The following is a 14,340-nucleotide window of genomic DNA, read 5'->3' as shown; positions in this document are numbered from 1 at the left end:
GTACTTAGGAAATTCATTGACATTGGTTGTGCTGTTCATTGCTGTGTGCGCCACAGCCATAAGCCGACTGTCAATTCTTCCTGCGGCGTGATCACCTATATTCATTAAGCTAGTATGCAGACTCAGAAAACTTCCTCGGCCTCGCGGCCATAATTGATTTCGCCATAGGAACGATGCGGCGGAACCTGACTAGAGAGCGCATTGAAGGGAGAATTTTGGTCGATATTGCAGCAGTTCAGCAACGGGTACCTTGAGGCGGCTCAGCAGTGTGAAACAGGTCCTAACTTAGGAAGAGCGATGGACCGAGAAAAAAGCCTATATGGATCCGTGGCAAGTCGATCATGCAGGTCGGTTCAAATCGCTGTATGTCTCGGATGCGACGAAGGCGCAAACCGGCCGGTACGACCGCCTCGTCAAGAGAGTCCGACTGAACTTCAGGCTACTAGGATAGTCGACATCGAAGTCGTTTCATCTCAGCACGCGGGGTCGCTGTATGGTCAGCTTTTCATAGGCGGCAGTGGTAATGCCAATAGCCTGTTTACTTCTTGGACCACCTCTTCAAGTTCAATAAGCTTGAGGAGATAACCAGCCGCGCCGCATTCAAAGGCCTGCTTCTCCACTTCTTCGTCCTCTAAGGACGTGATACTAAGAACTGGAATGGCTTTTGTGCGGAGATTGTTCTTAAACCGTTGCAGGAGAAGAAGTCCCCCTCCTGTCGGGAAACAGATATCCAGGATAATCAAGCCCGGGAAACATGCCAAAGCCTCCTTTATTCCATACACACCATCCATGACTCCGTGTACCTGATACCCTGCAGCCTTGAACGTGGCCCTCAACAGGGCTATGGTATTGGGGCTATCGTCAATAATGAGAAGACGCTCGGCCATTCAGAGCCTATTCCCGAACACATGCGAGCGACTGGACTTCGCAGCAACTTATCAACACCGCCGCATGGTGTATAACAAGCGCGTACAGTATGTATAGCACGCGAGTGGAATGGGCGGGAGCGCACGGATATAAAATAACTGGAGTTGATTCTGGTGGCCATTGAGGGATCGCGAAGCAAACCTAGGCAGAAGAGGAAGTTAGGTCTGTGCAGGCTGTGCAGATGCCGGCGACGCGAATGAGGCGAAATCGCCGAGTTGGTTACTGAAGCCAATGCCATTTTTCCCGCGTTGTTTGACCCGGTACATGGCCGCATCGGCGTCACGAATTAAATCCTCGGGCCGAGCGTGGATGTTCGAGCTTAAGGCAATCCCAATGCTTGCCCCGACAGTTACCGCGCGTCCACTTCCGATGACCACAGGCGCTTTCACCTTCTCCAAAATCCGCTCCCCTATGCGGAGCGCCTCGGTTTTTGAACTGACCCGCGTCAGCAATACACAAAATTCATCTCCTCCGTATCGCGCCATCACATCGCCTTTGCGCAACACTGGCTTGAGCCGGTCGGCCATACCGCGGAGTAATTCATCGCCGGCTCGATGACCATGCTGATCGTTCACCGCTTTAAAGCCATCAAGATCGATGAAAAGGACCGCAAATAGATCCTCGCTGAAACGCCGTGCTACATGAATGGAGTCCCATACACAATCGAGGAATGCGGTTCTATTTGGAAGTCCTGTTAACGTATCGACGGCAATATGCCGTTGAATGCGCGTGGCGTGGGTAGCCAGAAGCTCCGAGCGAAAGACATGTCCGGTGACCAAAGCCGCCATCGTCACCATGACCGGTAGAAGCAGGAGATATTGCTGACTCAGTAAGTGTTGGTGATAGACGACCCCGAGATAACCAGAACATAGCAACGCCACTGACCCCGCCATATGCCGAATATTCTGCCCTAACACGGCAATCATGAGAATCACAAAATAGGGATACGGCAAAAACGCTTCCCCAGGCGTCAACGACATGAACAGATAACTCACAGTAACCGTGTCAGCGAGCACAAGGACGGTCAGCATAGACGGATTCTGAACCTTTGCGGCAATGAGAAACAGGACGAGCAATGCCGCGAAAATCGCGCCATCCTTGCTGTGGGCCATCTGCCCGATTCCATCCAAGGAGAGATACGGTAATACGTTCAAGAGCAAAAGGGTTTGGAGAAGCCATGGAATGTATCGGGTCATCGCGAGTTGCTCCCCCCTAAGCGCTGATTCTGTCTCGGTCATCTTCATGTCTACGGCCCTCGGTTAATATTCCGTCGCGCAAGTTCCACAGCATCATGGCTGGGATCATGGCTTTAGTCACTGGATCTACGCGGATCCGCAGACCAGTGAACCGGCTAATCGCGACACGATGGCGGTCCGAGTACTGCACTTCATTTTTTCCATGATGTGCTTAATATGGGCCTTGACTGTGGGCTCAGTGATCCCCAGCTCGTTCCCAATCTCTTTATTGGTATAACCCTGGGTCAGAGCCTGGATCACTTGTCGTTCTCGAGGGGTCAAACCGAATCGCTCTTGATCGGCCACATTCACCGGTTCTCGCTCGGCGACCTGCTCCAGCATGATCAGAAATCGCCGTGACTCGGTTGGCAGATCCTTCGCTCCTTCGAGCGCCAACGCCCGAAGCAGCACACCCCCCTCCGGGGTTGTCATGAGATGCGTGGCTTCAAGCCGCGCGCGCGATGAGATGGAAAGCTGTCCCGCCACTTTCGATTCCAGGTCGTGACAAAGGCTGATCATAACCTCCGGCACCAGTCCATTTTTCGACACCGTCGAGTGTTGGCGGATGTGTGACAACATTTCCCATGCCGCGTCATTCACATGCACGACTTCTCCAAGCCCATTCAAAATCACAATCCCCGGGCTTCTACGGGAGGCGACAACCGTGTGCAAGTCGGGCGCCGCCGCATGGGTCTGCTTTTCCATTTGCATACTACTTTGGTTAGACATCTGAGCCCCTCCTAATGATGTATGAGGGTGTCTTATTCATAGGTCGTGCCCATCTCACGAGAATGTACATTGCTATAAAAACCAACAGATTGCATAGTCTGCCCACAAAGGAACTGTCACACTGAGACAGTCGCGTAGTATCTCATGAGACAGCAGCGACACTGAGACTGAACCCCGAAATGCTAATGACGTAGCGCTTTGAGCGTGCCCAATTTTATTTAGTAGTGCCGCGACAGCGCCTCAAAGCTGGATGCAGGTCGACGTCTCATGGCAGAACAGAGTGCGGGAGACCTCCACGCACCTCAAGAAAAACGGCTCAAGCCGAGGTCGATCCAGGCAAGACCATGTATTGTGAAATGATGTCCAATTAGAGTACGACGCGGCGCGTAATAGGAATGCCAGCAGCCATTTTGTCTTAGGCGCGCACTACCACGTTCTGGAAAATCTGGATTTTGTGGGCACCGGTTAGGCCTCATACAAGGCGAACTGCCTGATGAGCGAGACGACATGCATTCAGACCTGGATTTCGACCGGAAGCCATTGAACCTGTGGGCCGCAGTGACAGGAGTACCAATCAATCGAGGAGGAAGATGACATCAATCAAACCGGGTTGACCCGACGGAAACGAGAGGCCTGACCTGCTGTCGTAGACCATGGGTGGCACGCGATGCAGACCTTCTTTGCCGGGTTGAAAATCGCCCTGTTCTATTATCGAAGGGTTAACAGCCGAACCTGTAGGTTACAACAAAGCGGGCCTGTATCTTTACGAGATACAGGCCCCCGTTTGTTGAGTTAAAAGCGCTGTGGGCCAGACTGAAAATCGACGGACAATAACAATAATACAACAGGCAGCTTAGGATTTCCGACGCCACGCGGCCAAGCTGAACAGGGCCGTCCCAAGTAAGAGCACCGTTGATGGTTCAGGTACACCAGAGACGGGCGACGGGGGCGAAGCCAGACCATAGGTTCCTACCGTGAACCCGTTCCAGAATTCTTTGGTAAGGCTGGTCCAGGTAATGGAGGAGACTGCTCCCGTAAACCGAATGACTCCGTGCGGTTCACCTGACCCGTTCACTTGAAATTGTCCGGCGCTATGGGTCGACTTCGTTAGGGTCCCATTGCCGATGCATCAGCGACTCAAGTCGCTGGCGCACCCCACTGACGATGTTTTGCTGTGCCGTCGGTTCATTTGCCTTCGACCCGAGTGATGTGCCGACGGCCGTCGCCATCGAAGGCCTGCACATCCGGCGCAGCAGCATTTCGACGGCACACAGTGGCCTCGTGCCATAGAGGCTCCTGTCAGCACAACCCACTTCCCCGGTACAGGGTGGGATCGCGCAATATTTTTAGTTCTGAATCATAGTCAGAGGCGCTGAGTTACTTGTCCGCCATCAGCTGCACCGAGGTCTGCCCCTCCTCCATATCTCTGTGTACGTACTGTAGGCAGTGCTATTTGACCCAGCGTCCGGCCCTACCATGCGACTGTCCCAAAGTTATATAGAAAGGCACATAGCAATGCTCGATTTATAAGCACGGCCTTATGGGAATTTTTCGTTCTTGTTCTTGGGAGGATCTCCATGGAGCGACGAAACCATGCCCGCATCACTCACACGTCTCTCAGTCAACTCCAGGTGACTTTTTCAGGTAAAGCAAAGGGCACCGGAACCCTGTATGACGTCTCAACAGGGGGATGTAAGATCCAAAGCGACACGACGCCCCCACTCGGCGCCTCCCTGACGCTACAACTTGCGGTTTCACCGAGAACGGAACCTGTGAAGATCGATGCCGCGATTGTCGGGTGGACGATTAAGGACCAATATTTTGGCGTGAAATTCCTAGACGTCAAGCCGCGAGAACGATTGGCATTAGATCAATTCATTGCGCGCCTTGGAGTTGGCGGGCCGGGTCTATTTTGACACTCGACCCACAACATTGCGACGGTCGATGATACTTCGATGAACAGCGCTGTTGGTGTTCGTATGGGCTAATCTCTCGATTATGGCGCTTACTTATATTCATGAAGCACAGGCTGTACTTCGTTGATAAAAATATTCCTACATCGGCTGCTTACGTACTCGTCAGCCAATAGCCCTGGCCGTGCTCGCCAAAAGAGTTCGCCCATGTGCGCAAGGGCTGTGGCATAATTCCCGACCATGAGTATGCCTCCTACCCACATATTGCTGGCCGATGATCATAGCGGACTGCGTACCGAGTTCCGCCGAATCGTGGAGGAAGATCCTGAGCTCACGGTCATCGGAGAAGCCGCTGACGGTGAGATGGCAGTGCAGTTGGCCCGTCGCCTCTATCCTGATATTGTCCTCATGGATGTGCAGATGCCGAAGATGAACGGCATCGAAGCGACACAGCGCCTAAAACTGGTCTGCCCAGAGGTAGCGGTGATTGGCTTATCCTCGTCGTGTTATGCGGACGCGATGATCCGCGCTGGCGCATCGGCCTATATCCTGAAGCAAGATGCAATGGAACAGCTGCACCCAACTATTCGTCGCATCGCCGAAGCCGAGATCTACGGAACCGGAGCAGTCAAACAGATATCCTATAGCATCCTCGTCATCGACGATGATGCCGTCTTCTTGAAAGTCATTTCGGAAGCCCTCCACAATGAGCATCCGGACATCAGAACGGAAACCGCCCTGACGGCTGAATATGGCTTATGCCTTCTTGAGCGTGCCCGGTTTGACGCCATCATTAGCGACTTTCGCATGTCCGGTTTAAACGGCGTGGATTTGCTGAAAGAATGCGGAGCGGCCTGCCGCGGCACGCCGGTTGTCTTAATCACCGGATATGGAACCACGGCATTAGAGCAGGATGCATTGAATCAGGGCGCTTGCGCTGTCCTTCAAAAACCTGTGGACCCTGGCCGACTCTATGCCGTGGTGATTCGAGCGATTCGCCGGTCGAAATGGATTCGGCGCACCGCCCCTGCGAATGTGCCATTACCTGACTTGCAAGCGCAGGAACTCGCCCAGCAAGGTGAGGAGCTTTCCGGCAGAATCCGCAACGTCACGCAACGCATTAAAGACATGCTCCAAGCGGACAATCCCTCTTAAAAAGAGACGAATAGAAAGATAGCGGCCAGAAAGAATAGTACAGCCATCAGTGACAGGCTCGGCTGCATACGACTTCGCTCTGCAAACTCTTGAAACAGACACTGGCAGAGAAGACTTTCTCACCGGCTACGGCGCGGTGGGGTCCCGCCAACGGTCATGAGGCCACTCCTCGTTGTAACTCCCGCTACCCTTTTGCGCTGATTCCGTACTTGCTTCGATGATTCGGAATGGATAGGCGTTCAGGACCTCAATGAGAGCATCGTTCCATCTTGCTGGTTCGATGTTACGGAACAGAACGGCAAATCTGTCGCGCGGATAGCATGCTGATTTGGCAGGTAATCAAGGACAGGCAAAACGAGAGCCTTCTTACACCGGCTGGTGTCTTCCAACCAAACTACGAATCGTAGCGGACAAGGTCTCAAAGGCGTCTGCTTTTGACAAATAGGCGGATGCTCCGGATTCGGCCATCAGCTCCGCCATCTTTTGATCTTGCAGGACGGAAAGCCCAATGATGGCTACATTTGGGTGCAAGGCACGGATGAGACGTGTCGCTTCTACCCCATTCATCGTCGGCATGTTTACGTCCATTACCACCACATTGGGATCACACGAGCGTGCGGCCTCAATCGCCATTTGACCATTGGAGGCCTCCGCAACTACTTGCAGATCGATTTGTTCATCGATGATACTACGCAGGCCTTCCCGCAGCATACGGTGATCATCGACGAGTAAGACGCGTATTTTCTGACCACCCGGCTGTCGACTTGGCGGCTCACTGGAGGACTGCTCGGCATAGGGCGTTTGGGTGAAGCTGGTGGGAGGTGCGCTATCAACCGGCTCAGAAACGTGTAGCGGAAGCATAATCCTCGCGAGCGTGCCCTTTTGTGGCACGGAGATGATTGTAAGGTCTCCCCCGAGTTGGTCTATCTGTTCGCGCATATTAAAGAGGCCGAACCCACCCTGTTGACTGGGCCGGCGCTCTGATGCAGTGGCGAAACCCACGCCTCGATCCCTCACAACCATACAAAGCTTCTGTCCATACCGCCGTAGCCGCACCGCCACGTGCCGAGTCTGTGCGTGCTTTAGCACATTGAACAGTAATTCATGCAGGGATTGGTAAGTTATCCGGAGGACCTCTTCGTCCACAGGCTTGGGCTTTCCGTCATCCCGAACCCTGACCGTCAACCCATGCCGCTCGACCTTCGCGATGACCCATTGAACGGCAGACGCGAGGTCATCGCCATCGCCTAGCGTGACTGGACGCAAGTCAGACATCAATTGTCTGGTGTAGGTGAGCGCCTCGTCCAAATGTGCCTTAACGTCTTCAAGAGCCTGCGGAGGTTTGACAGTACCGTCTTTGTGGAGCCTCCCGAGCTTGAGGTTGCAGAAGGCCAACATTTGGGCAAGATTATCGTGAAGTTCCGTTGCCAATCGCCGTCGCTCGCGCTCCTCAGTCCGCCTCAGCTCCCACGCGAGCGAGCGCAGCTGTTCCTGGTACAGCACAAGCGTTTGAGTCCGTTCTTTGACCCGCTCCTCAAGGGTCTCATTCGCTCGATGAAGCGCCGATTCGGCCTCGCGCCGTTCGGCAATCTCGTCCTGTAACTGGCTATTGGCAGCGGCAAGCTCAGCCGTACGCTGTACGATTCGCCCCTCAAGTTCTTCACATGTCCGTTGCAACGCGTCCTCTGTCCATTTCCGCTTAGTGACATCACTAATCGATCCTGCCATCCGAATCGGTTGACCATCGGCATTCCATACGGCTTGACCTCTGGACTGAAACCACCGGTATTCGCCATTCCGACATTGCAACCGGCATTCGACTTCATACGGCGTGTGCTCTTCAAGATGGCGGCGCAAGGCCTCTTTCACGTAAGCCAGGTCCTCCGGATGTACCAGACGGTAGACGACATCCAACGTGGATTGGATCTCATCGTCCTGAAAGCCAAGCAGCGATTTCCAGCGCTCTGACAAATACAGCTGATTCTTTTCAACATTCCAGTCCCAAATGCCGTCGTATGACCCGCGCATGACAAGCGAATAGCGAGCTTCACTGTCCCTCAGAGCCGCTTCAACATACTTGCGCTCGCTAATATCGCGAAGAATGGCCGTGAAACATTGACCGGCCTCGGTTGTCCATAAACCGAGGCTTAATTCCGAAGGAAATTCCACTCCGTCCTTTCTGACCCCGACGAGTTCGAGGACATGACCGCCGTTTGCCCCAACCCCGGCGGTTCGTGCACCTTCGATCATGTCGAGAAGAGGCTGCCGGAATCGTTCCGGCAAGATCCGCGTGATGGATTCGCCCATCATCTGATCGGCAGAATAACCGAACATCCGTTCCGCGCCCCTATTCCAAAAAACAATACCGCCTTGGTTGTCAATGGAGAGAATCGCATCGTTACTGGCTTGAACGATGGAGCTTACATGCTCTTCGGCCGCGACAGCGCGTCGCTTTTCGGCTTGCGCCTCGCCCCACTCTTGCCGTAAACGCTTCTGCATCCATAGGAGCAGCGCGACTAATGGCAGGCCAATAGCTGCCGCGCCCAACGCCAGGCGAGCAATTAGAGCTTGAAGGGGGCCAAGGAATTCACTTTGCTTTGTCCGCAAGAGCACCGTCCAATCAGGTCCCTTGAAATCACGAATTCCTCGGGTGTGGGCATAGCCCGTGACGACTCGAGTATGGTCACGAGAATGATCCTCCTCTACAAAACCAGGATGTCCTGACTCACTGAGGAACGCCGACGGAACGCCAAGTTGCTTCAAATTCACAAACCCCTTATGTTCCAAATCAGAGTCCACCACGGCGTTTCCCCGTGCGTTAAGAAATTGGTATTGCACCGTACCCAACAGCCCTTGCCGAATCTTAAATAACTGGATCGTTCGTGTGACCAGATCCTCTAGCCCCTGCATCGTCACGACTGCCATCACCACACCATCAAACTCGCCGGTCGCATTGTAACGGGGAGCAGCGAAGACCAAGACATCCATGCCACCGTCGCTGGCTTCAAAGGGCTCGACATCGCTCATAGAAACGCGACCCTGGTCGCGTGCTCCCTGAAACCAATGCTTTCGGCTGAAATCCTGTCCCACGCTCATTTCATTGGTCGCTGTCGTGACCCGGCCTACCCGATCGGTCATACCTAACCACCGGTATAGGGGATACGCTTGACGAAGTTCGTTGAGATACGCCACGGGGTCTCGTACGGCGTACCCCGTAGTCTGACCACTGAGCGTTCTCGAGACCATTTGAACATCGCCATACCGTTCGAATAGGACTCGGTCGAGCTTTTCGGCCACCTCTGCCGCGGCCAGTGCCAAACTTTCCCCCGTGGTTCGGAGGAGCGCACTCTTCACCACATCAAGCGCAATTGCCGCCGTGATTGCCGCGAGCCCCACGAGCGTGACGATCAAAAACGGCAGCCAAAAGTAGGCGCTTTTTTGTTTTTTGTAATTCGCCTCGATGTCGTTTGCCATAACTCGTCGTTAGATAAGTCCTCTGGGCCCAAGGACCCTACCAACGGTACTTAGTTTGCAATATAGGCTGTAATGCTAATTAGATATCGGCTCAATTCCTACGTACCATTTGCAGCAGGCATACTGCTTTTCTGTTGTCCAATCGGATAATGCTCCGTACATCTACCACTACTCGCAATTCCTGTCGTGGGGTAGCATGAAGTGTGAGGAATGCAATTACGGCTTTGCGATCGTTGCCCTTTTAATCCTGGCAGCGGGCTGTGCAGGCACATCGGCCGGTGTAGGGTTCTATGGGAGAACCGGTTATTACCCTTCACTGTATGCTGACCCATTGTTGACACCCAGCTTTCCCTCCAACCCGTATCGATACGGCCTGGGATTTGGCCCCCCAACTATTCGAGCCCGTCTATTATCCGCCACGCTTTTTCTCACCGTATCGCACCTATCCACATCGGTATGGTTGGGATGGGTCTCGCCATTACTATCGCCGCTAGATGGCTCTATGGCTTGAAGCGGGACCATGTAGTTGTTAAGGGGATGGCTGACGTACCGGGATTACTTCGATCTAATATTCAGGAGACGGTCAGCTTCTGAGAAGAATGATTCAGGGGAAGATTCTGTGCGAGCCAGTCCTTGAACACGGTTCGTCCGCTTATCGCTTCTCAGCCACCGGGACGTATGGCTCGTCCTATGCCCGCCGACAGGTACCAACGACTGTGGCGGAGGGCAGACGGAGGTGTGACTGCTTCGGCCGTCTAAGAAGTGACGCTATTCAAAATCGCCTCGCACAATCGAATCTCATCAGCCACGAGGGTCGGGCTACGCCTTTCGTCAAGCAGGTCAGGTCTTGCCTGGCGCATCACGCGATCCATATTTCGGTCCTCGTGCATAGAGGGGGCTATAACGGCGGTGTCTGAAAATTCAGCGGCAATCTGTCGTGTCGCTTCCACGCCATTGATCTTTGGCATGTGTACATCCGTGACCACTACATCGGGCGTACAATGGCGAGTCATCTCTACAGCCATTTAGCCGTCGCCCGCCTCACCGACCACCTGGATGTCGCAGACCTTCCTGCATGAGGGCGTGATCGTCCGCGAGTAAGACGCGAATCGCTCGTCCACCTCGCGGGTACTGATCGTCTATGCGTACTCTGACCCCCGATATCGTTTGGGGCTCGTTCATAGAGGAAGCGACAGTTTTCAACGGTAGAACGACCTTCGCACACGTACCCTGATTAGCAATCGACGTGAGCTTCAAGTCGCCGCCGACCAAGGAGAGCCGCTCTCGCATATTGAATAGGCCGAAGGCACCTTTATTAGAGGGACTGCGAGCCGCCAAGACATCGAAACCCACGCCGTGGTCCTGAACCACCGCCTCAAGGTACCCGCCTGTGCGTCTTAGGCTTACCGTGGCGTGTGTCATTTGGCTATGTTTAAGGGCATTGATAAGTAACTCCTGAATGGACTGATAAGCGACGGTAAGCACTTCCTCCGTGACCGGTTTCGGTTCCCCATCGTCCTGAATGTCTGCCCGCAGCCCTAGTCGCTCTACTTTCTTCACTACCCACTGGATGGCTGCCAAAAGGTCGTCGGCGTTGCCTAACAGGGGCGGGCGAAGGTCGGAGACCAGTGTTCTCGTGTATGTCAACGCCTCATCAAGCAAGTATTTTACTTGGCTCAGCCGTGTTGAGCTTCCGTTCTTTTGAAGCATCGAGATGTTCATATTGGCTAATGCGAGAACCTGGCCGAGATTGTCATGGAGAGCCGTGGCGAGCTGGCGGCGCTCCCGTATTTCGGTCCGACTGACTTCGGCAGCGAGCGCCTGCAGCTCCTTCGTCCGCTGCTTGACGTGATCTTCCAGTGTCTCATTAAGCTTTTGCACCGCTAACTCTGACGCCCGGCGCTCAGTCAAGTCCCGTGTGACCTTCGCGAACCCGATCAATTCATGATCGTCGTTACGAATGGCCGTGATAACCACATCCGCCCAGAACCGAGAACCATCCTTTCGCACGCGCCAGCCCTCCTCCTGGGCGCGCCCCTCACTTCTAGCCTTCTCTAAGAGCCGCTCCGGTGTCCGATTCCGCTTAGCCTCCTCGGGGTAAAAGACTCGCCATGACTGCCCAAGGATCTGGTCGGCCGTATATCCCTTGACGCACTCCGCTCCCAGGTTCCACGTTATGACACGGCCCTCGGAATCGATCATAAAAATTGCATAGTCCTTGACTCGATCGACTAGCAAGCGGAAGAGCCGTTCTTCATGTTGACCTGGAAACATAATTTCCTCCCTGGATTGCTCCTTACTGTGGAAAAGGCGGGGTGTCTCCGCTTCCTGTGCCAACACCCTTTTCGGTGACAGTATATGAGGTGGCACGGTGCCGCAATCTGTTAAATTAGGAGGGGTCATTTAGCATGACGAAGCCAAGCATGTCGCGTACAAGAGATCCTATGAAACAGTTCGAGTCCTACGCGAAGCATTGTCGCACCCCAACGCAGTTTCGAACTCTGACGCAGCGGCTCCACGAAATCCTTCCCTATCAACATCTGCTCTGCGTATGGGGATACGTGCACGGCCGTAAAATCGGGTTCATTTACAACGACAACTTTCCCAATGACTTCCTACGCTGGTTCCTCTCCAAGGGCATGATGCCGAAGGGTCCTCTACTTCAAGAGTGGTTTCGTACAAAACGGGTTCAGGTCTGGTCTGATGTCGCACGCCGGTACGCGGACCGGTACACGCCAGAACACCGGGAACGCATCATCAAAGCGGGTTTACAACACAGTCTTGGGGGCGGATGGATCGGCCGCGGGCTCTACATATTTTGTGGCATTGGGATGGCGTCGGAAGAGACGTGCCAGGGTAGCATTGAGCCCTTTCGCCATCTTCTCCCCTATCTTTGCAGGGCCCTCAAGCAAGCCTGTCCGCGCCCAGTCCTCAGCCAGCGTGAAACCGCCATCATCGAGAGGCGTGCCATGGGAGAATCGATCAAGTGCATTGCCGCTGAAGAAAACATCGCCGAGCGAACCGTCACCATGCATTTTCAGCGCATCAAGAAAAAGTTGTACACCGACGATCTGGTGAATGCCATTGTCATCGCAACACGAAGCGGCATGATCGACGAATGTTGGAAACAATGGCGTTTGCCGAAAAGAGGTTGAGCCCTTCAAGTGATGACGAAAGAGGCGCGATTTATGAATCGCCGACGTTCCAACTGACTTGCACACGCCTTCCAGATACCTAAGCTGTATTATGCGCCTCCTTATTTGACACATTCCTTCATAAGCACATTTCGCATCTCTTGCAGGCCGGACCACTTAAAGCGGAGGAGGTGACGAAGCTGCCTGGCAACGTCAGATCGGGTGAAAGGTCCTGCTCCAACAAAGGCGTGGTGCGGACAATATGACTAGGGGTGGCGCACCGGCATAGGAAGATGTTCCAGGCTTAGTACTCAGGTACGTCAGCCGCAACGATAATCACGAATCATGGACCGATACCTAATCGACACTATCGCTGACGCTTTATGTAGGCACTTGGCTGAACCGCAAAAAAGCCTCTAACGAGACATCGATTCGATGTAGCTGCCTATACTCACGCACCAATCAAGGCGCTACAGTCACATCACCGGTAAACAGTTATCACAGTAAACGGTTACAACGAAAGGTGGAATGAAATGACATTGAACGGGCGAAGTGGATGGAGATACCTTCGGTTGGGGACCCTGGTATTATCTGGTTTATGCTCACTCACTTTCCTGCCCGACATCGGTCGGGCGCAAATCGGCACGGAACCGACGACGCCCGCTGAACGCCCTCCGGCGCAAGCCGGTACGGAAGCGACGACACCCGCTGAACGCGCTGCGGCGCAAGCCACTGACGCAGAACGCAAGAAGGAGGCCGAAGCCGCGGCTATGCGGCGACCCGAAGAACACCATCGTCCTGGTGAATTCTATGTCGGCGGCTTTGGAGGCTACACGTTTGGTGGAGGCTCCTTCAATAACACGCAGACATCCGGCGGCTTCCCCACCCGCGGTTTTTCGTTGAACGATTCAGGCATTTACGGTTTGAAAATCGGGTATTTTATGCCGGATCGTCTGAATTGGCTGGGGTTCGAGGTAGAAGGGTTCAACACAAGCCCAAACATAAAACCGTCGACCGGTCCAGCTGGCATTACTGTACCCGGAGCCTCTCTTCGAGTGACCACCCTAGCTTTCAATGCGATCATTCGCGGAAAATTCGCATGTGGCCCATCTCGGAATGAGCCGTCCCGACGGACGACGACAGAGACTCATAGGGATGCTTATGGAGATCGGGATGTGTTCTGTCCGCTTCAACCGTATGTCGGCGCCGGGCTCGGCGTATTCTTTGCCCATACGAATGGATTCGGTGGTCGAAGTAGCGACTCCGATAATGCGGTGCCCGGTTTCAATGGGCTGGCTGGCGTACGATATTTCATGAGTGAGCACATCGCGGTATTCGGCGAGTATAAGTATAACCGCGCGACGTTTACCTTTGATAACACGGCTGGCGGATTGAGCGGCGATTACTCTGTGCATAATATCGTCGGCGGCTTGTCGTTTCACTTTTAGAGTGAACGAGGTCTCTCATAGAAGTAACTGTCCAGGGTAGCAAGGCATTCCAGTGAGCGACGGACGCCCCCGTCCGTCGCTCACATGCTTAAACGAGCCATTACTGGCAGACGATTAAAACTGCAATTTCATTCGGCGATCCCACAATGGAACGCGCCTTAGCGCGCCCCTTCCTCGCAACCAGCCGTTTACTTAACCACCAGCTCACAGAGCCATCACCATGACGGGCAAGAAAGCCCCGAGCTAATCGGCTTGCCAGTTACGCGCCTGACTACCTCGAACACGCGCTGTGGTGGTCGCGATGCAACGCACATCGCAAATCAAG

The 14,340-nt window shown here is 54.0% G+C and carries 12 protein-coding genes; 4 read left to right on the top strand and 8 right to left on the bottom strand.

Translation table 11 applies throughout. From position 1 onward, the window contains the following. Positions 1-497: 497 nt before the first annotated feature. The 5 genes from ACWHYZ_RS11145 to ACWHYZ_RS11125 form a co-directional block, all read right to left on the bottom strand. Positions 498-887: a response regulator gene (locus ACWHYZ_RS11145; protein ID WP_447987321.1), complete on the bottom strand. Its 390-nt coding sequence runs from the start codon at positions 885-887 to the stop codon at positions 498-500. Between the two features lie 198 nt (positions 888-1,085). Further along, positions 1,086-2,123, bottom strand: coding sequence for a diguanylate cyclase domain-containing protein (locus tag ACWHYZ_RS11140; protein ID WP_447987320.1), 1,038 nt, complete (start codon positions 2,121-2,123; stop codon positions 1,086-1,088). A gap of 126 nt (positions 2,124-2,249) precedes the next feature. Next, positions 2,250-2,891 carry a response regulator transcription factor gene (locus tag ACWHYZ_RS11135; protein ID WP_447987319.1) on the bottom strand — a complete coding sequence of 214 codons (642 nt, stop codon included), beginning with the start codon at positions 2,889-2,891 and terminating at the stop codon, positions 2,250-2,252. Positions 2,892-3,744: 853 nt separating this feature from the next. Then, entirely contained in the window at positions 3,745-3,966 is a 222-nt protein-coding gene (locus tag ACWHYZ_RS11130) for a PEP-CTERM sorting domain-containing protein (RefSeq protein ID WP_447987318.1), read from the bottom strand. 16 nt (positions 3,967-3,982) lie between these two features. Further along, entirely contained in the window at positions 3,983-4,120 is a 138-nt protein-coding gene (locus tag ACWHYZ_RS11125; RefSeq protein WP_447987317.1) for a hypothetical protein, read from the bottom strand. 348 nt (positions 4,121-4,468) lie between these two features. Here ACWHYZ_RS11125 and ACWHYZ_RS11120 point away from each other — a divergent pair, with 348 nt between their 5' ends. Both ACWHYZ_RS11120 and ACWHYZ_RS11115 read left to right on the top strand, forming a co-directional pair. Beyond that, on the top strand, positions 4,469-4,807 hold the full coding sequence (locus ACWHYZ_RS11120) for a PilZ domain-containing protein (RefSeq protein WP_447987316.1): 339 nt from the start codon (positions 4,469-4,471) through the stop codon (positions 4,805-4,807). 237 nt (positions 4,808-5,044) lie between these two features. After that, a complete protein-coding gene (locus tag ACWHYZ_RS11115; RefSeq protein WP_447987315.1) occupies positions 5,045-5,959 on the top strand; it encodes a response regulator in 915 nt (304 codons plus the stop codon). A 366-nt stretch (positions 5,960-6,325) separates the two neighbouring features. Here ACWHYZ_RS11115 and ACWHYZ_RS11110 read toward each other — a convergent pair whose 3' ends face one another. The 3 genes from ACWHYZ_RS11110 to ACWHYZ_RS11100 form a co-directional block, all read right to left on the bottom strand. Next, positions 6,326-9,433 (bottom strand): PAS domain S-box protein, encoded by a 3,108-nt coding sequence (locus tag ACWHYZ_RS11110; protein WP_447987314.1) that lies wholly within the window; start codon positions 9,431-9,433, stop codon positions 6,326-6,328. A gap of 755 nt (positions 9,434-10,188) precedes the next feature. Continuing rightward, positions 10,189-10,446, bottom strand: coding sequence for a response regulator (locus tag ACWHYZ_RS11105; protein ID WP_447987566.1), 258 nt, complete (start codon positions 10,444-10,446; stop codon positions 10,189-10,191). Between the two features lie 28 nt (positions 10,447-10,474). After that, entirely contained in the window at positions 10,475-11,707 is a 1,233-nt protein-coding gene (locus ACWHYZ_RS11100) for a PAS domain-containing sensor histidine kinase (protein WP_447987313.1), read from the bottom strand. Positions 11,708-11,877: 170 nt separating this feature from the next. Between ACWHYZ_RS11100 and ACWHYZ_RS11095 the strand changes: the two genes are divergently transcribed. Next, a complete protein-coding gene (locus ACWHYZ_RS11095) occupies positions 11,878-12,588 on the top strand; it encodes a response regulator transcription factor (RefSeq protein WP_447987312.1) in 711 nt (236 codons plus the stop codon). 512 nt (positions 12,589-13,100) lie between these two features. Further along, positions 13,101-14,015, top strand: a complete 915-nt coding sequence (locus ACWHYZ_RS11090) for an outer membrane protein (protein WP_447987311.1) — start codon at positions 13,101-13,103, stop codon at positions 14,013-14,015. Positions 14,016-14,340 lie beyond the last annotated feature (325 nt).

The sequence above is a fragment of the Nitrospira sp. Nam74 genome, from assembly GCF_965152615.1.
Note: the sequence above shows the minus strand (reverse complement) of the source record. Positions and strands in the feature narration are given on the sequence as shown.

Coding starts and splice junctions, on each gene's coding strand:
- ACWHYZ_RS11140 (WP_447987320.1), bottom strand. CDS start 2,123: ATGACCCGATACATTCCATGGCTTCTCCAAACCCTTTTGCTCTTGAAC.
- ACWHYZ_RS11135 (WP_447987319.1), bottom strand. CDS start 2,891: ATGTCTAACCAAAGTAGTATGCAAATGGAAAAGCAGACCCATGCGGCG.
- ACWHYZ_RS11120 (WP_447987316.1), top strand. CDS start 4,469: ATGGAGCGACGAAACCATGCCCGCATCACTCACACGTCTCTCAGTCAA.
- ACWHYZ_RS11090 (WP_447987311.1), top strand. CDS start 13,101: ATGACATTGAACGGGCGAAGTGGATGGAGATACCTTCGGTTGGGGACC.
- ACWHYZ_RS11145 (WP_447987321.1), bottom strand. CDS start 887: ATGGCCGAGCGTCTTCTCATTATTGACGATAGCCCCAATACCATAGCC.
- ACWHYZ_RS11115 (WP_447987315.1), top strand. CDS start 5,045: ATGAGTATGCCTCCTACCCACATATTGCTGGCCGATGATCATAGCGGA.
- ACWHYZ_RS11105 (WP_447987566.1), bottom strand. CDS start 10,446: ATGACTCGCCATTGTACGCCCGATGTAGTGGTCACGGATGTACACATG.
- ACWHYZ_RS11110 (WP_447987314.1), bottom strand. CDS start 9,433: ATGGCAAACGACATCGAGGCGAATTACAAAAAACAAAAAAGCGCCTAC.
- ACWHYZ_RS11125 (WP_447987317.1), bottom strand. CDS start 4,120: ATGGCGACGGCCGTCGGCACATCACTCGGGTCGAAGGCAAATGAACCG.
- ACWHYZ_RS11095 (WP_447987312.1), top strand. CDS start 11,878: ATGAAACAGTTCGAGTCCTACGCGAAGCATTGTCGCACCCCAACGCAG.
- ACWHYZ_RS11100 (WP_447987313.1), bottom strand. CDS start 11,707: ATGTTTCCAGGTCAACATGAAGAACGGCTCTTCCGCTTGCTAGTCGAT.